The 23861-nt window shown below is 73.8% G+C and carries 14 protein-coding genes and 1 pseudogene; 3 read left to right on the plus strand and 12 right to left on the minus strand.

Features of this window, described 5'->3' with window-relative positions; translation table 11 throughout:
- Nucleotides 1-104: 104 nt before the first annotated feature.
- The 9 genes from ACFVGO_RS06515 to ACFVGO_RS06555 form a co-directional block, all read right to left on the minus strand.
- On the minus strand, nucleotides 105-1205 hold the full coding sequence (locus ACFVGO_RS06515; protein ID WP_380630975.1) for a hypothetical protein: 1101 nt from the start codon (nucleotides 1203-1205) through the stop codon (nucleotides 105-107).
- A gap of 380 nt (nucleotides 1206-1585) precedes the next feature.
- Nucleotides 1586-2269, minus strand: coding sequence for a hypothetical protein (locus ACFVGO_RS06520; protein ID WP_380630976.1), 684 nt, complete (start codon nucleotides 2267-2269; stop codon nucleotides 1586-1588).
- Nucleotides 2270-2417: 148 nt separating this feature from the next.
- Nucleotides 2418-3437 carry a BadF/BadG/BcrA/BcrD ATPase family protein gene (locus tag ACFVGO_RS06525; RefSeq protein ID WP_359914794.1) on the minus strand — a complete coding sequence of 340 codons (1020 nt, stop codon included), beginning with the start codon at nucleotides 3435-3437 and terminating at the stop codon, nucleotides 2418-2420.
- Nucleotides 3438-3609: 172 nt separating this feature from the next.
- Entirely contained in the window at nucleotides 3610-4890 is a 1281-nt protein-coding gene (locus ACFVGO_RS06530; RefSeq protein ID WP_359914809.1) for a 6-phospho-beta-glucosidase, read from the minus strand.
- Nucleotides 4891-4898: 8 nt separating this feature from the next.
- Nucleotides 4899-5825, minus strand: a complete 927-nt coding sequence (locus ACFVGO_RS06535; RefSeq protein WP_380356717.1) for a carbohydrate ABC transporter permease — start codon at nucleotides 5823-5825, stop codon at nucleotides 4899-4901.
- Nucleotides 5826-5846: 21 nt separating this feature from the next.
- Nucleotides 5847-6860, minus strand: a complete 1014-nt coding sequence (locus ACFVGO_RS06540; RefSeq protein ID WP_359914800.1) for a sugar ABC transporter permease — start codon at nucleotides 6858-6860, stop codon at nucleotides 5847-5849.
- Nucleotides 6861-6885: 25 nt separating this feature from the next.
- Entirely contained in the window at nucleotides 6886-8241 is a 1356-nt protein-coding gene (locus ACFVGO_RS06545) for an ABC transporter substrate-binding protein (RefSeq protein WP_380630977.1), read from the minus strand.
- 104 nt (nucleotides 8242-8345) lie between these two features.
- Nucleotides 8346-9536 carry an ROK family transcriptional regulator gene (locus tag ACFVGO_RS06550; protein ID WP_359914806.1) on the minus strand — a complete coding sequence of 397 codons (1191 nt, stop codon included), beginning with the start codon at nucleotides 9534-9536 and terminating at the stop codon, nucleotides 8346-8348.
- A gap of 246 nt (nucleotides 9537-9782) precedes the next feature.
- The gene (locus ACFVGO_RS06555; protein WP_359915427.1) at nucleotides 9783-10958 is read right to left on the minus strand and encodes a mechanosensitive ion channel family protein; all 1176 of its coding nucleotides are present in this window, start codon (nucleotides 10956-10958) and stop codon (nucleotides 9783-9785) included.
- 494 nt (nucleotides 10959-11452) lie between these two features.
- Between ACFVGO_RS06555 and ACFVGO_RS06560 the strand changes: the two are divergent.
- A pseudogene (locus ACFVGO_RS06560) lies at nucleotides 11453-11956 on the plus strand (HNH endonuclease); the annotation flags it as partial.
- A 304-nt stretch (nucleotides 11957-12260) separates the two neighbouring features.
- On the opposite strand, the gene ACFVGO_RS06565 reads toward ACFVGO_RS06560, so the two are convergent.
- On the minus strand, nucleotides 12261-16235 hold the full coding sequence (locus ACFVGO_RS06565; protein ID WP_380630978.1) for a beta-N-acetylglucosaminidase domain-containing protein: 3975 nt from the start codon (nucleotides 16233-16235) through the stop codon (nucleotides 12261-12263).
- A 382-nt stretch (nucleotides 16236-16617) separates the two neighbouring features.
- Between ACFVGO_RS06565 and malQ the strand changes: the two genes are divergently transcribed.
- Both malQ and ACFVGO_RS06575 read left to right on the plus strand, forming a co-directional pair.
- Nucleotides 16618-18768 carry a 4-alpha-glucanotransferase gene (gene malQ / locus ACFVGO_RS06570; RefSeq protein WP_380630979.1) on the plus strand — a complete coding sequence of 717 codons (2151 nt, stop codon included), beginning with the start codon at nucleotides 16618-16620 and terminating at the stop codon, nucleotides 18766-18768.
- 20 nt (nucleotides 18769-18788) lie between these two features.
- Nucleotides 18789-19019, plus strand: a complete 231-nt coding sequence (locus tag ACFVGO_RS06575) for a hypothetical protein (RefSeq protein WP_359910926.1) — start codon at nucleotides 18789-18791, stop codon at nucleotides 19017-19019.
- 120 nt (nucleotides 19020-19139) lie between these two features.
- Here the strand turns inward: ACFVGO_RS06575 and pepN are convergent, their stop codons facing one another.
- Both pepN and ACFVGO_RS06585 read right to left on the minus strand, forming a co-directional pair.
- Complete coding sequence (gene pepN, locus ACFVGO_RS06580) at nucleotides 19140-21719, minus strand: aminopeptidase N (RefSeq protein WP_359910923.1); 2580 nt, start codon at nucleotides 21717-21719, stop codon at nucleotides 19140-19142.
- A 307-nt stretch (nucleotides 21720-22026) separates the two neighbouring features.
- Nucleotides 22027-23697, minus strand: a complete 1671-nt coding sequence (locus ACFVGO_RS06585; RefSeq protein WP_359910920.1) for a PQQ-binding-like beta-propeller repeat protein — start codon at nucleotides 23695-23697, stop codon at nucleotides 22027-22029.
- Nucleotides 23698-23861: the final 164 nt, after the last annotated feature.

A 23861-nucleotide genomic window follows, 5' to 3' on the forward strand; every position in this document is an offset into this window, starting at 1 on the left:
GGGGGGGGGGTTGGGGGGGGGGGGGTGGGGTGGGTGGGGGGGGGGGGGGGCGGTCCCGAGCCGCTCCTCCAGCCGCTGGGCGAGGCCCCACCCCCGCCCGGTCGTCAGTGCACGATCGCGTGCGAGACCTGGCAGCCGTTGACCCCGTTCGACCAGGTGCCCTGCATGGCGAAGGAACCCGTCGCGAAGCTCACGTTCTGCGCGCCGCCCGTCCCGCCGACGCCGTTCCAGGAGCACTTGTCGGCGTTCTCGTACCCGGTCGAGTCGGTCCAGCCGCCCGCCGGGTTCTGGTCGGTGATGGTCTCCGAGTACTCGTGGCCGTACACGATGGTCACGCCGTCCAGGGTGCCCGCGCTGCCGCTGTTGACGTAGTTCTGGCCGCAGGAGCTGCCCATGTCGGTCACGTACGGGTCGTTGGTGAACGCCACGTCACCGTAGGGGGAGGTGGCGGCGCCACCGGTCAGGGTGGTGTCGCCGTTCCAGTCGTGCCAGGCGCAGAAGCCTCCGTTCGGGGTGTTGAAGCCGTCCGGGTGGGTGCCGGTCGGCGACAGCACCACGTACTGCACGTTGCGGTTGGAGGCGGCGGTGGTGTTGCCGAAGTGGCCGGCGGCCTTGACCGCCTCGGCGGCCAGCTGGTGGCCGGTGGCCTGGCCGGGGGCGGCGGCGGACTCGTCGACCCAGACGCCGGCCAGCGCGCCGCCGGTCGGGTAGCCGACGTGCGCGGAGCCGGACGGGCAGCTGGTCGCGCCCGCGGCGACGCCCTCGCAGTACTGCGTCATGACGCCGGACCAGGTCTCGCTGTTGGTGCCGAGGCCCTTGAACAGCTGCTGCGCCCGGACGGCCTCGCCCTTCGGGTCGCCGGTCAGGGTGGTGTAGCCGCTGGAGTTGGTGCCCTGGGTGCCCCACTGGGTGCCCCAGAAGACCAGGTAGACCTTCGGCGCGCCGGTGGTGACGCCGATGCCGTCGACACCGCCGCCGTAGCTCAGGTTGTTGCTCGCCGGCTTGGCCGCGTTCCCGGCCTCCTTGGTCGGGTGCGCGCCGTGCCGGTAGGGGTGGGGCTGTCCGGCGAACTCGCCGGCCGGCCGGTTGTCCTGGGCGGCCTGGGCCGCCGGGGCGGCGGCGAAGCCGGCGGCGGCCAGCGCCAGGGCGCTGAGCCCGGTCAGGGCCCGCAGCCGCATCCGGCGGGAGGTGGGGGAGATGCCCATCGTGAGGGTTCCTCTCTGGTGCCGGGCGCGCCCGGGTACGGCGCGGCGGCACTGTGGGGGACAAATGGGGCGGCGGCAGCGCGGAGGTGCCGACGGTTCGCCAGGAACCGTCGGTGGTGCGGGGGTCGGGAGCCGGTTACCGCCGACGGCCGGAAGCAAAGCACCGCCGCCGAAACCGGGTCAACGACGGAGAAGGTAAGACCCGCCCCAAGGAAGGCCCACACGGACGTAGCGAACGTCAAAAGCCCCCAGCGGACGGCCGGTCGATGCGCGTAGCACAGCCGAATGCCAACAGTTGAGAGCCGTTCTTACACCGTATGCGCGCGCCGGGCAGCCGCCGGGCAGCCGCCGGGCAGCCGCCGAGCGGACGTCAGCGGACCTCAGGGGCCGTCGACCTCGCCGATCCGCATGATCCGGCCGTGGGAGTCCAGCACCACGTCGTAGGCGTTGCCGTGGCAGCCGTACGGGTCGGCCGGTTCGCGCTCGGCCAGGCAGTCGTCGATGTGGGCGATCAGCTCGTCGAGGGGGACGGTCCGGGCCGGGTCGTCGTGCGGGCCGTCGACCAGGGTCGCGGCCACGCCGGCGCCCGCGAAGCCGTAGTGGACGGGGTTGCCCGCCGGCTCGTAGCGGGCGGAGCCGCAGCTGAACCGGGCGGGCCGGGCGGTGAGTTCGGCCGGGCCGGCGGCGACGACGAGGAAGATCTCGTGACCGGGGCGGGCGGTGGGGGTGGCGCACCCGGGGCCGGCCGAGGGCTCGGCGGGAGGCCCGGCGAAGGGCTCCACGGAAGGCTCGACGGAGGCGGAGGCGGAGGCCGCGGCGGAAACGGAGGCTTCGGCGGTGGCGGCGGGCACGGACGGGTCGTCCGTGGCGGAGTAGAACTCCTCGTCCTCCTCGTAGAAGAGGTCGTCCTCCTCCAGCAGGTCGTCCTGGCCCTCGTCGGCCAGGGCGGCGGCCGAGGCCTCGGCCACCGTGGAGCCGGAGTCGGCGGGGGTGCAGCCGGTGAGGGCGGTGGCGGCGCCGCAGGCCAGCAAGGCGGCGGCGAGGAGCGTGCGGGGCGTGGCCATGGCACCAGTCTCCCCGGGAGGCGGCGGTGGTCGGTACCCGCTTGACACGAACGGGGCCCGGCCCGCGGTTCCCGTCGACGCCGTCCGCCGGTTCCCTCCCCCGCCGGACGTGCGGATCCGGCGGGGGAGGGGAGCTGTTGAGCGGCGGTCAGACCGCCACCGGCCGGCCGGTCTCGTACGCCTCGCGCACCCGGGCCTGCGCCCGCTCGCCCGCCGCCAGGTGGTCGAGGCCGAGCAGCGCCGCGCCGAGCACCGGCGGGGCGACGACGACGCGCGGCTCGGCCAGCGGCGCGGCCGCGGCGAGCCGGGCGGTCAGGTTGTCCAGCAGCAGCGGGTGGCGGGAGGCGAGCACGCCGCCGCCCAGGACCACCGGGGTCGGGGTGTCCAGCAGGTCCAGGCGTCCGAGGGCCACCACCGCGAGCCGGACGATCTCGTCGGCCTGGCGGTCGATCAGCTCCAGCGCCACCGGGTCGCCCTCGGCCCCGACGGCGAACAGCACCCGGGCTATCTCGTGCAGCCGGTCGCTCGACAGGTGCCCGAGGTGGACGGCCTCGGCGACGGCTCCGGCGCTGGGCAGGCCGAAGTGCTCGGCGATGGCCCGGGCGAGCCCGGTCGGGCCGCCGCGTCCGTCCTCCGCGCGGACGGCGTGCCACATGCTGGCGACGGCCAGCCCGGAGCCGCCGCCCCAGTCGCCGGTGAGCTCGCCGAGGGCGGGGAAGCGGGCGGTGCGGCCGTCCGGCAGCAGGCCGACGCAGTTGATCCCGGCGCCGCAGACCACCGCGACGCCGCGCGGGCCGTCGGTGCCGGCCCGCAGCAGGCCGAAGGTGTCGTTGACGACGGTGTTGCCGGCCCCCCAGGGGTGGGACTCCAGCGCCACCCGCAGGGCCTCCTCCTCGACCGGCAGGTCGGCGTTGGCCAGGCAGGCGCTGACGTGGCTGGTGAGTACGCCGTTCCAGGACGGGTGCCCGGCCTCGGCGGCGGCCTGCTCGACCAGCGGGGCGAGGCCGGCGACCGCGGCCGCGCCGCCGATCTTCTGCGGCGCGAAGCCGCCGCCGCGGGCGGTGCCGAGGATGCTGCCGTCGGTGCCGATCAGGGCGACGTCGGTCTTGGAGTTCCCCGCGTCGATGGCGAGGACGCCGGGCAGGAGTGGTTCGGGCTGGTGGGTCATCAGGTCCCCGCGGCTCGTACGTGGCCCGGGCCGTGGTCGTCGGCCGGGTGCCCGGCCGTGGTCCCGGCCGGGGTGCCCGGCCGAAAGGTCCCCGGCCGGGGGTGGGCGGTCTCCTCGCGGGCCCCGCCCGGCGACCTCCTCCGTTCGCCGGGCGGGCGCGTCGCGGGCCGGATCAGGCCCAGGCGAGGTGCTCGCGGTTGTGGGCGAGCAGCCGGTCCGTGAGCTGGTCGGCGAGCTCGATCTGGCCGACCAGCGGGTGGGCGAGCAGGGCGTCGAAGACCCGGTCGCGGCCGCCGTGCAGGGCGGCGCCGAGGGCGAGGTGCTCGTACGAGGTGACGGCGGCGATCAGACCGGCGTACAGCGGCTCGACGGGCCGCTGCGGCAGCGGGCGCACGCCCCGCGCGTCCACCTCGGCCGGCACCTCGATGACGGCGTCGTCCGGCAGGAAGGGCAGCACGCCGTCGTTGCGGGTGTTCACCACCTGCACGGACGTCCCGCCGCCGGTGCCGAGCAGGGCGGCGATCAGCTGGACGGCCGCCTCCGAGTAGAAGGCGCCGCCGCGCTTGCCGAGCAGCTCGGGCTTGGTGTCCAGGGTCGGGTCGGCGTACAGCTCCAGCAGCTGCCGCTCGATCTCGGCCACCTGGGCGGCCCGCGAGCCCTGCTCCTTCAGTTCCGCCACCACCGCGTCGTGCTGGTAGAAGTACCGCAGGTAGTAGGACGGCACCACGCCGAGGCGCTCGATGACGGCCTGCGGCAGGTGGAGGTCCTCGGCGATCTCCTTGCCGTGCGAGGACAGCAGCTCGGGGAGCACCTCGCGCCCGGTCGCGGCGCCCGGGGCGTCGAGCAGGGTCACCCCGCGCTCCCAGCTCAGGTGGTTGAGCCCGACGTGGTCGAGCCGGACCAGTTCCGGGTCCACGCCCAGGTGTCCGGCGAACTTGCGCTGGAAGCCGATCGCGACGTTGCACAGCCCGACGGCCTTGTGGCCGGCGCCCTGCAGGGCCCGGGTGACGATGCCGACCGGGTTGGTGAAGTCCACGATCCAGGCGTCCGGGTTGGTCCGGCGCACCTGCTCGGCGATGTCCAGCACCACCGGGACGGTGCGCAGCGCCTTGGCGAGGCCGCCGGCGCCGGTGGTCTCCTGCCCGACGCAGCCGCACTCCAGCGGCCAGGTCTCGTCCCGGTCGCGCGCCGCCTGCCCGCCGACGCGCAGCTGGAGCAGGACGGCGTCGGCGTCCGCGACGCCCGCCACCAGGTCGGTGGTCACCGTGACGACCGCGGTGTGGCCCTGCCTGGCGAAGATCCGCCGGGCGAGGCCGCCGATCAGCTCCAGGCGTTCGGCGGCCGGGTCGATCAGCACCAGTTCGCCGATCGGCAGGGTGTCGCGCAGCCGGGCGAAGCCGTCGATCAGCTCCGGGGTGTACGTCGAACCGCCGCCGACGATTGCCAACTTCAGTGCGGACATCAGCCCTTGACCCCTGTCAGTGTCACGCCTTCGATGAAGGCCTTCTGAGCGAAGAAGAAGAGGACGATCACCGGGGCCATCACCAGCAGGGTGGCGGCCATGGTGAGGTTCCAGTTGGTGTGGTGGGCGGCCTTGAAGGACTCCAGTCCGTAACTGAGCGTCCAGGCGTCGTGGTTGTTGCTGGCGTAGATCTGCGGGCCGAAGTAGTCGTTCCAGCAGTAGAAGAACTGGAACAGCGCGACCGCCGCGATGGCCGGTTTGGCCATCGGCAGGACCACCCGCAGCAGGGTGCGCAGGTCTCCGCAGCCGTCGATCCGGGCGGCCTCGATGTACTCCTTGGGGATGGTCATCAGGAACTGGCGCAGCAGGAAGATGGAGAACGCGTCGCCGAAGGCCATCGGGATGATCAGCGGCCAGAGCGAGCTGCCCAGGCCCATCTGCTTGGTCCAGAACAGGTACATCGGGATGACGGTGACCTGCGGCGGCAGCATCATCATCGCGATGACGGCCATCAGGGCCAGGTTGCGGCCGCGGAAGCGGAACTTGGCGAGCGCGTAGGCCACCGGGAGGCTGGAGACCACGGTCAGCAGGGTGCCGAGCCCGGCGTACAGCAGGGTGTTGCGCCACCAGCTGAGGAAGCCGGGGACGGCCCAGACCTTGCCGAAGTTGCCCCATTCCCAGCTGGTCGGCCAGTAGTCGGTGGTGAGCGCCTGCCGGTCGGACATCACCGAGGTGAGCAGGACGAAGACGAAGGGCAGCAGGAAGAACAGCGCGGCGGCGATGGCCAGCGCGTGCACGGCCACCCAGTTGAGCACCGCGCGGCGCCGGGCGGCCCGGGCGGCGGGGCTGCCGGACCGGGAGGGGCGGGAGCGGCGGGAGGGGCCGGTCGCGGCCGGCGCCTCGGTGAGTGTGGTGCCAAGAGTCATGATCAGGTCCTCACAGGCCCGCTAGTCGTCGCTCGCCATGAAGCCGGACCGGCGGCGGAGCAGGATCGAGGTGACGGCCATCGAGATGGCGAACAGCACCAGGGCGACGACGCAGGCCGCGCCGTAGTTGAAGCTCTGGAAGCCGAGCTTGTAGACCATCTGCGGCAGGGTCCAGGTGGAGCCGCCCGGGTAGCCGGGCTCGAAGGGCTGGCCGGAGCCGCCCGCGATGCCGCTGGCGACCTTCCCGGCGACGATCGCCTGGGTGTAGTACTGCATGGTCTGGATCACCCCGGTGACCACCGCGAACATGATGATCGGCGAGATGTTCGGCAGGGTGACGTACCGGAACCGCTGGAACGGGCCGGCGCCGTCCAGTTCGGCCGCCTCGTACTGGTCCCGGGGGACGTCCAGCAGCGCGGCCATGAAGATGACCATCAGGTCGCCGACGCCCCACATGGCGAGCAGGGTGAGGGCGGGCTTGGACCAGTCCTCGGAGGCGAACCAGCCGGGCTGCGGCAGGCCGAGCTCGCCGAGCAGGTGGTTGACCGGGCCGGTGCCGGGGTTGAACAGGAAGGCGAAGGCGACCGTGGCGGCCACCGGCGGGGCCAGGTACGGCAGGTAGAAGGCGGTGCGGAAGAAGCCGGCGCCGGTCTTGACCTTGGTGATGAGCATCCCGATGCCCAGGCCGAAGGCGACCCGCAGGCTCACCATGACGACGACCAGCCACAGGGTGTTGCGCAGGCCCTGCCAGAAGGCCGGCAGCTCGTTGAAGACGTAGTTCCAGTTCTTCAGGCCGCTGAAGGTCGGGGAGCCGAAGCCGTTGTAGGAGGTGAAGGAGAAGTAGACGGTGGAGATCAGCGGGTAGGCGAAGAAGACGCTGAAGCCGATCAGCCAGGGGGAGAGGAAGGCGAGGGTGCGGGCCGCCTCCCGGCGGCGCTTGCGACGCAGCAGGTGCTGCGTGCCGGGCGCCGCCGGGCCGGTCGGTCCCGCGTCGGCCTCGTCGTTCCCCTTGCGGGTGCCGAACGCGAGTGACATGGGAGCTCCGTGGACCGTTCCCGGGCTACTTGGCCTGGGCGATGTCGGTGTCGATCTGCTTGGCCGTGGCGGCCAGGCCCGCCTGGAGGTCGGTCTGCTTGCCGGACTCGTAGTCGTAGCCGAGGTTCTGCAGGGTGGTGATGTAGCTGCCGCCGTTGACGGCCGGCGGGGTGGTGCCGGAGTGGGTGTTCTTGGCGACGTTCAGGAAGGTCCTGAAGTTGTCGTCGCTCACCAGCTTGGGGGAGTCGAGCGCCGCGATGGTGCTCGGCACGTTGTGGATCGCGTTGGCGAAGCCGACCACCGCGTCGGTGTCCGTGGTCAGGTACTTGACGAACTCCCAGGCGGCGGCCTGCTTCTTGCTGCTGCTGGCGATGCCGACGATGGTGCCGGTCTGGTAGCCGCGGCCGTAGGTGTCGGCCTGGTCGTCCGGGACGGGGAAGGCGGCGGTGGCCCACTCGAAGTCGGGCTTGTCCTTGGCGAGCGAGGCGGTGCGCCACTCGCCGTCGAGGATCATCGCGAGCTGGCCGGTGTGGAAGGGGTTCTTGGCGCTGAACTCCTCGCCGAAGGTCGCGCGGTACTTCTCCAGCTTGGCGTAGCCGCCGAGCTGGTCGACCAGGCCCTTCTGCCACTTGAGCATCGCGGCGACCTTCGGGTCGGTGGCGATGTCCGACTTGCCGTCGGCGCCGAAGTAGGTGGGGCCGTACTGGCCGAGGTAGTGCTCGGTGGTGGACTCGTAGCCGTGGTACAGCGGCATGAAGCCGAGCTGCTTGTACGAGTCGCCGTCGGCGACGGTCAGCTTGGTCACGTCCTCGGCGAACTCGCTGAAGGTCTTCGGCGGGTTGGCGATGCCGGCGTCGGCGAAGGCCTTCTTGTTGTAGTACAGGCCGTAGGCGTCGCCGAGCAGCGGCAGCGAGCACTGGTTGCCCTGGAACTGGGTGTAGTTGAGCATCGTGGCCGGGAAGGTCTTGGCCGGGTCGATGCCGCTCTTCTGGAGCATCGGCTTGAGGTCGACGAAGGCCTTGGTCGAGCAGAACATGCCGACGTTGTTGGTGGTGAAGGAGGAGACCACGTCCGGCGCGTCGGAGCCGCCGGCCCGCAGGGCCTGGTTGACCTTGTCGTCCGCGAGGCTGTCCACGGCCTTGACGTGGATGGTGGGGTGGGTCTTCTCGAAGGCGGCGATGTTGTCGTTGATCGCCTTGATCTCGTTCTCCTGGCTCCAGCCGTGCCAGAAGGTGATGGTGACGTCCTTGCCGCCGGCCGATTCGTCGGAGCCGCCCGAGTCGCTGGAACCGGTGCAGGCGGAGGCGAGCAGCGCCAGGACGGCGCTGCCGGCGACGGCGGCGACGGTGCGGCGGCCTCTGCGGGAGGTGGTGGCGTGCACTTCGGGATCCTCCTGGGGGTGCGCGGGCAGGCCTCGTTGCCTCGGTTCCCGCGTTCGGGGGTTGGGGAGAGGTGGGTGCAGGTGGCGAGGTGACAGGGGGAGCGTCAGTGGGTGGAGAAGACCGCCTCGCGGGCGTCGGACAGGGCACGTTGCAGGGCGCCGAGCAGGACCGGTGAGCCGGACAGGGCACTGCTGCGGACCTCCGGGCGGGCGATGGAGATCCGCGCCAGTTCGTCCTCGACGAGCGCGCGCAGCCGCTCGCCGCCGGCGCTCGGCACCACGCCGGAGAGGACCACCAGTTGGGGGTCGACGACGGCGACGATCACCGCCAGCCCGACGGCGAGCCGCCCGGCCAGCTCGGCGAGGAAGGCGTCGCCGGCGCCCGGGAGGGCCAGCGCCTTGGCGATGGACTCCTGCGCGGTGGCCGCGCCGAGCCCGTGCTCACGGGCCAGGGCCCGGACGGCGGGAGTGCCGACCAGGGCCTGGAACCCGCCGAACTTGCGGCGGCGGGCGTCCCACTCGACCGGCGAGTCGGGCAGCGGCATGTAGCCGACCTCCCCGGCGCCGCCGGTGAAGCCGCGGTGCAGCCGCCCGGCGATCACGATCGCCGCGCCGACCCCCGCCCCGGCCCAGAGCAGGACGAAGTCCTCGAAACCGGCCGCGGCGCCCGAGGACCGCTCGGCGACGGCGGCCAGGTTCACGTCGTTCTCGATCGACACCGGCGCGCCGATCGCCTCGGTCAGCTCCTCGACCAGTCTCGGTGAGTGCCAGCCCGGCAGGTGGGAGGCGTAGCGCAGCTTGCCGGTGACCGGGTCGGGGGCGCCGCCGACCCCGATCGCGGCGGTGCGCAGGACGCCCTCGGGCAGGCCGGCGGCCCGGACGGCCTCGGCCACCGCGGTGGCGACGGCCGGGACGGTCCCGGCGGCCGGGACGCCCTTGGTGGGCACGGTGTGCTCGGCCAGCGTGGTGCCGGTGATGTCGGCGACGGCGACCCGGATCTCGCTGTTGGTGACGTCCAGTCCGGCGACGTACCCGGCGGCCGGATTCACCTGGTACAGCCGGGCGTTGGGGCCGGGGCCGCCCGCCGTGGTGCCGACCGGCAGGACCAGCCCGGCCGCCTCCAGCCGGGCCAGCAGCTGGGAGGCGGTGGGCTTGGACAGCCCGGTGAGGGCACCGATCTGGGTGCGCGAGAGCGGCCCGTTCTCCAGCAGGAGTTCGAGGGCGGCACGGTCGTTGATGGCGCGCAGCAGGCTGGGGGTGCCGGCGAGGGGGGCCCTGGCGGTGTTCTTGGTCATGCCCGGAATCCTCCCCTTTCGGCTGGTCGGGACGGTCCGCGGGTGTCCCCGGAGCGGGGAGCGGGCGGGCTTCGGACGAACTGTTAGGAAACTTTCCAGTCGCTTGGGAAGGACCGTAAGGGCCGTGTCGGCGGAGTGTCAATGGTGGGTGGAGCGGAGGATGCCGAAGCGTTACCGGACACGACACAAGCCCCGCTCCCGGCGTACCGGGAGCGGGGCTTGCGTCGTGTCCGTACGGTCGCCGGGCTACGGCTTCGCCGGGTCCTCCGTCCCCTTCGCCGCCGGGATCGGCTCGGTCGCCCGGTAGCGCGGCGAGGCCGGGTCGGCCAGCGCGGACGGCGCGGCCTGCTCGGCGGCCGGCACCGGCGAGGGCGCGATCACCACGCCGGTCGCCCCGGCCGCGGCCGCCGGGACCTCCTCCTTGACCTTGATCCCGGCCCGGTCGAAGGCCGCCTTCAGCCGCTGGCGCAGCGCCCGGGAGACGGCGGCCGCCTTGCCCGGGGCGGTCCGGGCCTCGATCCGCAGCACCACCGAGTCCGAGGCGACCGACTCCACGCCCAGGATCGACACCGGCGCCCAGACCAACTCGTCGTACGGGGCCTCCTTGGCCATCTCCTCGGCCGTCGCCAGGATCAGGTCCTCGACCCGGACCAGGTCCTCCTTGTACCCGACCTGCACGTCCACCGAGGCGGTCGCCCAGCCCTGGCTCATGTTGGCGATCCGCTTCACCTCGCCGTTGCGGATGTACCAGATCTCGCCGTTCGCCCCGCGCAGCTTGGTGACCCGCAGGCCGACCTCCAGCACGGTGCCGGTGGCCACCCCGGTGTCGATCTCGTCGCCGACGCCGTACTGGTCCTCCATGATCATGAAGACCCCGGAGAGGAAGTCCGTGACCAGGTTGCGGGCGCCGAAACCGATCGCCACACCGGCCACACCGGCGCTCGCCAGCAGCGGCGCCAGGTTGACCCCCAGCGCGGACAGCACCATCAGCGCCGCCGTGCCCAGGATCGTGAAGGAGGCGACGCTGCGCAGCACCGAGCCGATCGCCTCCGAACGCTGCTGGCGCCGCTCCGTGTTCACCACCCCGGTGTTGGCCAGCAGCCCGCCCAGCCGGCTCTCCTCCTGGTGCTCGGAGGTGCGCGCCATCCGCCCTATCAGCTGGGTGATGAGCTTGCGCACCACGGCCCGCAGCACCAGGGACAGCACGATGATGAAGACGATCCGCAGCCCCGAGGCCAGCCAGCCCTGCCAGTGGGTGTCGAACCAGCTGGCGGCCTGCCGGGTGGTCTCGGAGACCTCCTGCGCGCTGGTCGGGATCCGCAGGTCGAGCTCGGGCAGCTGCGCGGTGGGGCTTGGGGCCGGCGTCGGAGTGGTGAGCGTCGAGGACGCGTCGGACGGACCGGTGGCACCGGAGCTGAACACGTGCAGGCCTTCCTTGCCGGGTGAGTGGCGGGCCCGCACCGCCGAGGAGCGGCCCGCGGACCGTGAGCGCCAGCCTATCCGCCGCCGCATGCCCGCCCGGACCGGCCGGGAACCTCCCGCGAGCGTGCCCGAGGGCGTACGGAGCGTCCCGAACGCCCCGTCAACGCACCCGTACGCTCCCCCCGCACCCCGGCGCCGAGGCCCTCCAGGGCAGTCGCGACACTGCTCCGGACGGCCGAACCCTGCCCCCGGAGGGCCACCCGGCAGGGTCACCGGGGCGCGCCGCACCGCCACCCGGGTGCAACCCGACCTTCCCCCGGGCATACCGGCTATGACAGAGACCACACCCGGAGTTCACGTCAGGTCCGTTACACAGGAGTGGTGGCGCCGTACAAAGGCGTAAGGCGACACTGGGGGAGATCGCGCACGCGTGGCGCGATCAAACCGCTCGTCCCGGCGCGAGCCACGCGCCGCAGGCGTCCAAGGAGGCATCCGTGCCGCATGTCCTGGTCCTCAACGCGTCCTACGAGCCACTCGGCGTCGTATCGATGCGCCGCGCACTCATCCTGGTCCTCAACCACAAGGCGGTCAGCCTGGAGGACTCGGGAGTCACTCTGCACAGCGCCACCAGCGCCCTTCCGGCGCCGTCCGTCGTCCGCCTGACCCGCTTCGTGCGGGTCCCCTTCTGCGGGCCCGTCCCGCTCACCCGCCGGGCGCTGTTCGCCCGCGACCACGGCCGCTGCGTCTACTGCGGGGCCGCCGCCACCAGCGTCGACCACGTCATCCCGCGCAGCCGCGGTGGCCAGCACCGGTGGGACAACGTCGTGGCGGCCTGCCGCCGCTGCAACCACACCAAGGCCGACCGCCACCTCACCGAACTCGGCTGGCGGATGAAACGACCACCCGCGCCGCCCAGCGGCCTGGCCTGGCGCATCATCGGCACCGGGATCAAGGACCCGCGGTGGCGGCCCTACCTGGAGCCCTACGGCGGCGGCGACCAGCTGCGCGCCCCGCAGTGGGGCGAGCACGAGCACCGCGACCATACCGAGCAGCCGGTCCACCCCGTCCCGCTCGGCCGGGCGCACCCCGGCCACCCCGCCCCCGCCCGCCGCGGCGAGCAGCCCGAACCGCTCTCCGCCTGACCCCAGCTCCACAAGGGCCCGCCCGTCACACCGTCGGTACGCGCCTCATGGGCCGCCGAGCCCCCCGCACCGGGGAGCCGGCGGCCCGCCGCGTTCCGGGGGCCGCCTCCTTCCGAGGCCGCCGCATCCGAGGCCCCTGCCGCCGGGCCCGGCCCGGCCGCTACGGCTTGGTGGCCGCCGGGGGCGCCGCGGGGCCGCCCGGCACGCCGCCGGGCTGGACGGGCTGGACGGGCTGGGCGGGCTGACCCGCCGGGGGCTGCGGTGCGGCCGGCGGGGTCACGGCGTACAGCTCGACACCCCACAGCGAGTAGCCGTACTTGGTCGCCCGCGCCACGCCCTGCACCCGGACGTACCGGACGCCGGGCGCGTCGAAGCGCACCGTCTCGTCGCCGCCCTTGCCGTTGTCCACCGTCGCGGCGTCCGTCCAGGAGTTCCCGTCCGCCGAGACCTGGATCCGGTACGAGGCGGCGTACGCAGCCTGCCAGTGCAGCACCGCCGCGCCCAGCCGGGTCGCCTGCGGCAGCTCCAGCCGCACCCAGGCGTCGTCCTTGGGCGGCGAGGACCAGCGGGTCTTCGGATCGCCGTCGGTGACCGCCGAGGCCGGGAAGTTCGCCGTCTCGTCGCCCGAGGAGGTGGCCTTCGCGCCGGTCGCCAGGTCCGGACCGCCGGTGGGCGGCACCACGTGCACCTGGAGCACCTGCCGGACGGTGGTGGTGCCGGCCACGAACTGCACCGGCACCCGGTACGTCCCGGACGGCGTCTCCGCGGTGGCGCCCACCAGCAGCGGCACGCCCACCCGGCCGCCGCGCGGCACGGTCACCGGGCCGGCCGGGGTCACGGTCAGGCCCTTCGCGGCGGCCGGCACCTCGGTGCGCAGCTCGCCCGTGGTGCCCTCGGGGCGGCCGGCCTCCACGGTGGCCCGGGTCGTCACCGGCGCGGAGGCGCCGGTGACCACGTCCAGGGCCGGGTCGGAGAGGCTCAGCCGGGCCGCCGGGGCGTCCGAGTACCACGGGATCACCTGGTTGACCACCGGCGGGTCGCCGCCGGGCTTCCAGGTCAGCCGGAACGCGTCGGCCGGCTGCCCGCCGGCCGGCAGCTCGTTGTAGCCGGGCTGCACGGTGCCGATGTCGGCCCAGGTGCCGTCGGCCCGGCGCACCGCGACGGTGGCGGTGGCGCGCACCGCCGGGTCGGTCAGCACGGTGAGCCGGTCCAGCGGGCGGGCCGCGCCGAGCTCGACGACCAGCGGCTCGTCCATCGCGGTCGGCGCCTTGGCGGCCCGGTACGCGGTGTCCGGGTTGCCGTCCAGCACGGCGGCGGCGGAGGAGCCGGGCGCCGCGTCGGGACCGCCGCTGACGCTGGCCGGGGACTCGTCCGGGGCGGTGACGGTGAACTCGCGCACCGCGACGGCGGTCTTCTGCGCGGCGGTGGCCCGCAGCCGCACCGCCCGCACCACGGTGCCCGGCGGCAGTTGGGCGCTGACCGTCCTCTGGTTCCTGACGGTGGCGAGCTGCTTCCAGCCGCCCTCGCCGGTCGAGTACTCCAGCACGCCGTCACGGATGTAGTCGTCCGCGGCGGACCGGGCGTCCGGGCCGTTGCCCCAGCCGCCCATCAGCACGGTCACGCCGCTGACCGGGCGGCCCGCGCCGAGGTCCAGGCCGACCGCGTCGCCGGGCTGCGGGGGAGCGGAGCTCCAGTAGAACGTGTCGGCCACGCCGTCGGTCATCAGCGCGGGCAGGTGGTCCTGCGCGGTGCCCATGGTGGTGGTCGGGGTGAGCCCGCCGCCGCCCACGCCCGACCAGTTGTCGGCGGCGCGCACGGCGCGGTCCAGGAACGGGCCGAGCACCCCGGCGCCGACGGTGGCCGGGGCCCGGTCCAGCTGCTCGCGCAGCCGGTTGAGCTCGACCCGGGCCTTCCAGGCCGCGGCGCCGTCGCCGCCGTGCTGCGCCAGCACCATGTCGAGGGCGGCCTGCCCGGCCAGCCCGTAGTCGCGCAGCGGGCCCAGCCAGGGCGCGGCCTCGCCGGCCAGCTGGGCGGTGGCCGGGGTGCCGGCCAGGGTCTGCTGGGCGGTGGCCATGGCGGCGAGGGCCTCCCGCAGCGGGGCGGCGGCCTCGATCAGCCGGGCGAGGTCGGGGGTGGCGCCGGAGGTGGGCTCGGCGGCCGCCCAGAACCGGTCCAGCAGCGGCGTCAGATAGCCGGACTCCTGCTTGGACAGCGGCGAGGAAGTGCTGTTGCCGGCCAGCGCGAGGACCGCGGACAGCGCCGTCCCGGCGGGCGTCGGGGCGGCGCCGGTCGGCCCGGCCAGCGAGCGCACGGCGGCCTGCCAGGACTCCTCCGGCTTGTACCCGGCCGGGTTCCAGGCGAAGTCGCCGGCCGTCGAGACGGCGATCCGGGAGGCCACCGGCTGCTGCATCGCGCCGGTCAGCAGCACCGCCGAGCGGGTGGCCACCTCCGGGTCGCGCCCGGTGTAGGCGCCGAGGAAGAGCCGGTCCGGGGTGGCGTCGTTGACCGGATAGTTGTCCATGGTGAGCAGCGGGCGCCCGTACAGCCCGGCGGTGTCCGAGGCCTGGGCACCGGTGATCTTCTCCGGGATCACCCCGACCCCGCTCCAGGCCACCTGCACGCCCTCCGGCAGCGCCGCCGCCAGCGCCTTGCGGTACGGGGTGGAGCCCTGCTGGTGGTACTCGGTGGGGACGACGGACAGCGGCGCCAGGCCCGGGTTCCGCGCGATCAGCCGGTCCTGCACCTTCCGCACCAGCGCGGCCTGCGCCTTGGCGGCCGCGGCGGGCCCGGTGCCGTACTCGTCCCGGTCGTCGCCGCAGTGCCACTCGTCGTAGCTGACGTCCAGGAACTGCAGCTGGAAGGCCGTGAAACCGAGCCCCCGCAGCCCGTCCAGCTTCTTCACCAGCGCGTCCACGTCCTTGCCGGAGCTGAAGCAGAAGGACTGCCCCGGGTCGATCGCGTAGCCGAGCACCACGTGGTTCTGCCGCGCCCGGAAGCCCAGTTCGCGCAGCTCCTCGGCCTGGGCCGCGGGGTAGGCGTTGCGCCAGCGGGAGAGCCGGTACGGGTCGTCACCGGGGGCGTAGAGGTAGAAGTTCTGCTTGGAGCGGCCCAGGAAGTCGACCTGCTCCAGGCGCTGCTGGGCGGTCCACGGGGTGCCGTAGAAGGCCTCCGCGGTGCCGCGCACCGGCGCGCCGGTCGGCCAGTCCCGCAGCGTGATCCCGGGCAGGCCGAGCCCGGCCGCACCGGGCGCCTGCCCCTGCCCGGCCGGTACGGCGGCGAGCAGCTGACGCAGGCTCTGCGCGGCGTAGAAGGTGCCGGTGGCGTCCACGCCGGCCAGCACCACGGCGCCGTACGTGCCGCCGCCCTGGGCGGGCAGCTGACCGGCCGACAGCACGTACCCGCCGGCCGGCATCCCCGCGGTCGTCGGCCCGGTGCCGTCCTTGCCGCCGGCCGCCGCGGACAGCTGCCGCAGCACCCGGTCCACCTCGCCGCCGGCGCCCTCGGCGGGCCCGCCGACGTACACCACCAGCGAACCGGCGGCCGGCGTCCCGCCGTCCGGCTGCGGCGTCATGTCGCGCGCGCCGGCGACCTCCAGCACCTCGTGCACGGCCCGCACCGCGCCCTGGTCCACCTTGGGCGCGGTCACCAGCGCCACGGCCGACGGCACCGTGACGGGCCTGCCCGCCACCGTCTGCTGCTGCGGCTTCGGGAACACCCGTGGGTCGGTCACGCTGCCCAGCGGCGTCTGCGGCGCGGCACTCACCACGTCCGGCGCCGAGACCGCCGAAGCCGCCGCGTACGCCGTCGACGGCAACGAACCGGCCAGCAGCCCGCCGACCACCGCCGCGGCCGCGACCCCGGCCGCGATCTGCATCGTCCGCCGCCCCGGCCGGCCCGCGGCCCGCCCGGCCCGCTCCTCGCGCTCCTCGCGCACCGAGGCCAGCAGCGGCTCCGTGCCCTTGAGGTCGGCGATCAGCCGGTCCGCCGTCCGCGGCGCCAGCTGACGGCACGTCCGCGCCGTCGCCCGCCGCGCCACCACCGCCGCGGGGTGCTGCAGCACCTCCCGCAACGCCGGACTCTGCTCCAACTGCGACCGCAGCCGCCGCCCGGCCGCAACGGACACTCGGGCTTGCACAGGAGCCTCCTCGCCAGGCCGGAACCACATCCCGGCAACCCCACCAGCTGGCCAATCCGGTGTCAATGTCACCGACAGCTACGCCTGGATTGCCCTGCTTCATTCCCTTGTGGAGACCAGGGGTCGACCCCTGCTGCGGAGCGGCCGCGAACAGCAGAATCGGCGTCACGGTGCGACACCGTGTCAATCGTGGTCGGGGGAAGGGGACAACGGACGGCTCCACCGTCGCCGCGCCCGTGGCTGCCGTCCCTGATCGCGGTCGGCCTGCTCCCCCGGCCGTTCCGTCCGGCACCGTCGTGTCGCGCTGGGTGATCGTGGTGTCACGCGGGTAGGACTGTGGCTGTCCCGACCGGGCGTTGCCGAGACATCGCAGGAGCCGCGAGTGGCCGCTTACCACGACAGTGACGGAGCCGAGCAGGTGCCGGCGCAGGATGCTCCGCCGCCGCCCGCCGAACTGGTGGCGCTGGCGCAGGCGTACGGGGTGGACACCCGGTACCCGGGGGCCGGCGGGCAGACGGTGGGGGCGCGGACGCTGGTCGCGGTGCTGGGGGCGATGGGGGTGGTGGCCGGGACGCCGCAGGAGGCGCGGGAGGCGTTGGAGCGTCACCGGGCGGAGCAGCGGGCCCGGTTGCTGCCGCCGTGCGTGGTGGTGCGGCAGGGGAGGCGGGCGGCGCTGGACGTGCCGGCGGACGCCCGGCTGCGGGTGGAGCTGGAGGACGGGGGCAGCTGGGAGCTGCCGCGGGGGCACTCGCACTGGGTGCCGGGGGACCTGCCGCTGGGCCGTCATGTGCTCACGGCGCGGAGCGGCGAACGGACGGCGCGGGCCGCGCTGATCGTCGCCCCCGAGCGGCTGCCCCAGCTGCCCGGCCGCAGCTGGGGGTTCCTCGCCCAGCTGTACTCGGTGCTGTCCGAGCGCTCCTGGGGCATGGGCGACCTCGGCGACCTGGTCGAGCTGGCCCGGTGGGCGGGGGCGGGCCTCGGCGCGGGCTTCGTGCAGATCAATCCGCTGCACCAGGCGCTGCCCGGCGCCCCCTCCGACCCGTCCCCGTACCGCCCGTCCTCGCGCCGTTTCGCCGACCCGGTGCACCTGCGGGTCGAGGACGTCCCCGAGTACGCGTACCTGACCGCGGAGCAACGACGAAGGGCCGAGGAGCCGGCCCGGGGCGCCGCCCGGCTGCGCGAGGAGGTCCTCGGCCACGACGCGCTGATCGACCGGGACGCCGTCTGGCAGCTCAAGCGCGAGGCCCTGGAGCTGCTGCACGAGGTGCCGCGCGGCCCCGGCCGCCAGGCCGAGTACGAGGCGTACCTGCGCCGTGAGGGCGAGTGGCTGCGCCGGCACGCCCTGTGGAACGCCCTCGCCGAGGAGCACGGCCCGGACCGGCAGCACTGGCCGAAGGGCCTGCGTCACCCGGACGGCCCACAGGTCGAGCAGGCGGAGAAGGAGCTCGCGGAGCGGGTCGAGTTCCACCGCTGGCTCGCCTGGCAGGTCGACCAGCAGCTCGCCCACGCCCAGCGGGCCGCCCGCGGGGCCGGCATGCCGGTCGGTCTGATCCACGACCTGGCCGTGGGCGTCCATCCGGACGGCGCGGACGCCTGGGCGCTGCAGGACGTGCTGGCCGACGGCATCTCGGTCGGCGCCCCGCCGGACGCCTTCAACGCCCACGGCCAGGACTGGGGCCTGCCGCCCTGGCGCCCGGACGCGCTCGCCGAGGCCGGCTACGCCCCGTTCGCGGAGCTGCTGCGGGCCACCGCCCGGCACGCCGGGGCGCTGCGGATCGACCACGTCATGGGCCTGTTCCGGCTCTGGTGGGTGCCGAAGGGCCATCCGCCGACCGAGGGCGCGTACGTGCGCTACGACGCGGAGGCGATGCTCGGCGTGCTGGCGCTGGAGGCGCACCGGGCCGGTACGGCGGTGATCGGCGAGGACCTCGGCACGGTGGAGCCGGGCGTGCGGGAGGAGCTGGCGGAGCGCGGGGTGCTGGGCACGTCCGTGCTCTGGTTCGAGCGGGACTGGCAGGCCGGCGGCGCGATCCTCGGCCCGGACCGCTGGCGGCCGGGCTGCCTGGCCACCCTCACCACCCACGACCTGCCCAGCACCGCGGCCCGGCTCTCCGGCGAGCACGTCGAGCTGCGGCACCGGCTGGGCCTGCTGGCCCGGCCGCTGGGGGAGGAGCAGGAGCAGGCGGCGGCGGAGCTGGCGGACTGGCGGGCCGAGCTGGCCGGGCTGGGGCTGCTGGGCCCGGACGAGCCGCTGACGATGCCGGTGCTGTACCGCTTCCTGCGGGCCACCCCGGCGGAGCTGGTCGGGGTCTGGCTGCCGGACCTGGTCGGCGACCCGCGCCCGCAGAACCTGCCCGGCACCTGGGACCAGTATCCGAACTGGCGCCTGCCGGTCGCCGACGGCTCCGGCGGGCCGGTCACCCTGGAACGCCTCGCCACCGCCCCCGCCGCCGGCCTGCTGGCCCAGCTGCTCGCCGTGCCCGACTTCCTGCCCGACTCCGTCAGGCGGACCCCGACGCGCGCCGTCCCGTAAGCGGCGGGTAAGTTGGAAACGTGGACAAGAGGAACGCTTTGCGAGCCGGCGCGGTCTGCGCAACGGTCACGCTGATGATGCTGCTGTCGTCGCCCGCCATGGCCTTCACCAGGGACGACGGTGACGACCCGGGTTCCGGCCTGAGTGTCGGTGAGACCATCGGCCTGTACGTGGTGGTCCCGCTCGTCTCCTTCGCGATCATCGCCGCCCTGGCCGCTCTGCCGTACGGCAGCAAGGCCAAGAAGAACTAGCTCCTCGTAGAGGCGAGCGCCGCGTCCACCGGGACGCGCACGACGTCCACCAGGACCCGCACGACCCCGAAGGGGCGCCGGACGATCCCGTCCGGCGCCCCTTCGGCTGTTCGCGCACCGTCAGCGGGCCCCCGCCGCACGGTCGGCGTCCTGGGCCTTGAGGGCGCGCTCGACGCCCGCCCGCGCCTCGACGACCTGGCGCCGCAGCGCCGGCGCCGGCTCGGCCGAGGCCAGCCACGCGTCCGTGGCCTCCAGGGTCGCGGCCGTCACCTGCAGGCCCGGGTACAGCCCGACGATGATCTGCTGCGAGATCTCGTGGCTGCGGGTCTCCCAGACGCCCTTGACCGCCGCGAAGTACTTCGCCGCGTACGGCGCGAGCAGCTCGCGCTGGTCGGACTGCTGGAAGCCGGCGATGACGGCCTCCTGCACATAGTTCGTCAGCTTGTCGGACTCCACCACCGACGCCCAGGCCTGCGCCTTGGCCTCGGCGGTCGGCCGGGCGGCACGGCAGGTGGCCGCGTGCTCCTGGCCGGCCGCGGTGTTGTCCCGCTGCAGCTCGGCGGCGATGGCGGCCTCGTCGGCCCGGCCGGTGGCGGCGAGGCGCATCAGCAGGGTCCAGCGCAGCTCGGTGTCGACCGCGAGGCCCTTGATCTCGACCGAGCCGTCCAGCAGCCCGGCGAGCAGGCCCAGCTGACCGTCCGTACGGGCGACCGAGGCGAGGGCGCGGGCCCAGGCCAGCTGGTGGTCGCTGCCGGGCTCGGCGGCGCGCAGGTGCTCCTCCGCGGCGGCGGCCCAGCGGTCGAGGCCCTGCTCGCGCCACTGCGGGTCGGTGTAGGCGTCGAGGGCGAGCTTGACCTGGCGGTGCACGGACTGCACCACGCCGATGTCGCTCTCGCGCCCGATGCCGGACAGCGCCAGCGCCAGGTAGTCGCGGGCGGCCAGCTCGCCGTCGCGGGTCATGTCCCAGGCGGAGGCCCAGCACAGCGCGCGCGGCAGCGAGTCGACGAAGGCGCCGAGGTGCTCGGTGACGACGGCCAGCGAGTCCTCGTCGAGCCGGATCTTGGCGTACGAGAGGTCGTCGTCGTTCAGCAGCACGACGGCCGGGCGGTGGCGGCCGACCAGCTCCGGCACCTCGGTGCGCGGGCCGTCGACGTCCAGCTCGATCCGGTCGGTGCGCACCAGCGCGTCGCCGTTCAGCTCGTACAGGCCGATCGCGATGCGGTGCGGCCGCAGCACGGCCTCGCCCTTGGCGCCGGCGGGCAGCGCGGGGGCCTCCTGGAGCACCGCGAAGGACTCGATGTCGCCGTCGGTGTTCACCGTGATCGAGGGCCGCAGCACGTTGATGCCGGCGGTCTCCAGCCAGGCCTTGGACCAGGCCTTGAGGTCGCGGCCGCTGGCCTCCTCCAGGGCGCCGAGCAGGTCGCTGAGCCGGGTGTTGCCCCAGGCGTGGCGCTTGAAGTACGCCTGCACGCCCTGGAAGAAGGCGTCCTGGCCGACGTACGCCACCAGCTGCTTGAGCACCGAGGCGCCCTTGGCGTAGGTGATGCCGTCGAAGTTGACCTGGACGTCCTCCAGGTCGTTGATCTCCGCCATGATCGGGTGGGTGGACGGCAGCTGGTCCTGCCGGTACGCCCAGGTCTTCATCTGGTTGGCGAAGGTGGTCCAGGAGTGCGGCCACTTGGAGCCGGGGGCCTCGGCCTGGCAGACCGCCTCGGCGTAGGTCGCGAAGGACTCGTTCAGCCAGAGGTCGTTCCACCACTCCATGGTGACGAGGTCGCCGAACCACATGTGGGCGAGCTCGTGCAGGATCGTCGCGGCGCGGGCCTCGTAGGCGGCGTCGGTGACCTTGGAGCGGAACACGTACTGGTCGCGCAGGGTGACGGCGCCCGCGTTCTCCATCGCGCCGGCGTTGAACTCCGGGACGAAGAGCTGGTCGTACTTGGCGAACGGGTACGGGAAGTCGAACTTCTCCTGGAAGTAGTCGAAGCCCTGCTTGGTGACCTCGAAGACGGCCTCCGGGTCCAGGAACTCGCGCAGCGAGGGCCGGCAGTAGACGCCCAGCGGCACCTTCTGCTCGCCGTTCTCGTAGGTGTCGAAGACCCCGACGTACGGGCCGGCGACGAGCGCGGTGATGTAGCTGGAGATCCGGCCGGTGGGCTCGAAGGTCCAGACCCGGGTGTCGCCCTCGCCGACCGGTTCCGGGGTCGGCGAGTTGGAGACCACGACCCAGCCGTTCGGCGCGGTCACGGTGAACGCGAACGCGGCCTTCAGGTCGGGCTGCTCGAAGTTGGCGAAGACCCGGCGCGCGTCCGGCACCTCGAACTGGGTGTACAGGTAGGTCTCGCCGTCGACCGGGTCGACGAACCGGTGCAGGCCCTCACCGGTGTTGGTGTACTCGCAGTTCGCGACGACCCGCAGCTCGTTCTCGGCCGCCAGGCCCGGCAGCGGGATGCGGCTGTCGGCGAAGCTCGCCGGGTCGAGCCGCACGCCGTTGAGGACGACCTCCTCGACGCTCGGGGCGACGAGGTCGATGAAGGTCTCCGCGCCGGGGGTGGTGGCGGTGAACCGGACCACGGTGGTGGACCGGAAGGTACCGCCTTCACGGGCCGAACCGAGGTCGAGCTCGATGTCGTACGCGTCCACGTGGAGGAGGTCGGCCCGGGTGCGGGCCTCCTCACGGGTCAGGTTTGTGCCGGGCACTCGCTGCACTCCTTTGTCAGACTGATGCTCCGAATCCTCGCACGTCCAACGGACGGGGCGGCCGAAAAATCGCGGGCGGGGCGGGCCCGGGCGATCAGCCCGGTACTCGTCGAGGGCGGGGGGGGTGTGGGGGCGAAAAGATGGGGGGGGGGGGGGCCTTGGTCGCTCCCCCCTCCCCCCCCCCCCCCCCTTGGCCCGCGACGAGGGGTCATGCCCCGGTCGTCACCCGGCCGTCACCCCGGTCCACCCAACCCACCCGGTCCACCCGGGTCGCCGGTCGGTCGCCGGTCGGTTCGTCGGCCCGGCGTCACTTCTTCCACTTGGTCAGCGGACCGTCGCTGGCGCTGAAGCGGCGGAACGCGTAGACCGCGGCGCCGTCGTCCGAGATCAGGTACTCGGAGCTGCTGCTGCCGATGCCCATGCTGCTCGGCATGGTCATGGTGCCGAGGTCGGACAGCGAGCCGTCGGTCGGCGAGAGCGTCACCAGCCGAGCCGGCTTGTTGTAGCCCTGGTCGACGACCGCGCGGACCTTGCCGTCCTTGTCGGTCCCGGCCACCAGGCGCATGTCGTTGCTCGTCGAGCCGGAGGTGGCCGCCCAGAGCCGCTTGCCGGTGGTCAGGTCGTAGGCGTTGATGCCCGGCTTGCCGCCGCTGACCTGGACGTACAGCGTGGTGCCGCTGACCACGTTGCGGGTGAGGGCCTCGTCCTGGCCGGAGAGGCGCAGGCTGTCCGCACCGGGCTCCTTGACGGACATCTGGTTGCCCGGCTTGTTGTCCTTGTCGAACGGCAGGATGTAGTCGCCCTGCGGGCCGCTGGACATCAGCAGCACCAGCGGCTTGTCCTGGACGACGGAGTCGACCTGCTCGATGCTGCCGGTGAGGGTGATCGGGGCGCTGGTCGGCTTGCCGGTCTCGGCGTTGACGACGACCAGCTGCGACTTCGGGCCGGTGGTGCCGTAGCAGCGGTCGCTGACCGCGATCTGGACGCCGGCCGCCTTGCCGCGCACCGAGCAGTCCTTGTCGCGCGGCTGGAACTGCCAGGCCGGCTGGCCGTTGGCGATGTTCAGGGCGCCGACCATGTTGCCGCCGACGGCGACCACGTTCTCGGTGACGCTGAGGGTCGGCGAGGACATCCGGTCGGCCGAGACCTTGACGCTCCAGAGCAGCTTGCCCTGGGTCAGGTCGACGGCGCCGACGGTGGAGCAGTCGCTGTCACCGGTGTTGAAGGAGACGGCGGCGACGCCCTTGGAGTTGGCGCCGTAGGAGGCGGTGCACAGCTCCTTGCTGCCGGCCGGGACGGGAACGGTCCAGGCCTCCTTGCCGTCGGTCAGGTTGTAGGCCTTGATGCCCGAACCGTCGACGCGCACGGCGAGCTTGTCGGTGCCCCAGACGCCGAGCAGCTGGGTCGAGGTGTCCGCGCCGGCCGGCTTGGGGACGCTCCAGGCGACGTTGAAGCTGCCGCCCTTGGGCCCGGGGCCGGGGGTCGGGCCGCTGCTGGTCCCGCCGTTGTCGGTGGTGCCGCCGCTGTCCGCGGCGACCGGGCCCGGCGCCGGGTCGGGGTCGGGCTTGGGGTCCTTGAGCAGGACGACCAGGGCGACCACGATCGAGATCGCCAGCACACCGCCGATGATCCCGCCCCACAGCATCACGGGGTTGCGCTGCTTGGGCGGGACGGGCGCGACGGGGTAGCTGTACCCGGGCTGCTGTTGCTGCTGCGGGTAGTTGTAGCCGCCGGTGTTGTAGGCCTGCCCGGCGTTCGGGGCGCCGTACGGGGAACCGGGGACCGGGTCGTACGGGCCGAGCGGGGCGGCGCCGGGCGGCGGCGGGGCCTGGCTGGGGAACCCGGCCGCGGTCGGCGCGTACGCCGCGTACTCCGGGCTGCCGGCGGGCGGCTGCGCGGGCGGTGCCGGCGGTTGGGCGGGCGGCGGGCCCGCGGGCGCGGCCGGGCCCGGGACGGCCGCGCCGTCGAGCTGCGTCATCTGGTCCGCGACGGCGGCCGGATCCACACCGCCGCCCGGCGGGCGCCCGAACGAGACGCCCCGGTTGTCCTGCGGACCGTTGCCGGGCGTTTCGCCTGCCCCCGGCGTAGGGTGATCCCCTGCCATCTGATTCCCCGTCATGTCTGGAAGCGTCCCCTTGCCGG

It is taken from the genome of Kitasatospora sp. NPDC057738, assembly GCF_042798815.1.
GTDB lineage: Bacteria > Actinomycetota > Actinomycetes > Streptomycetales > Streptomycetaceae > Kitasatospora > Kitasatospora lactacystinica.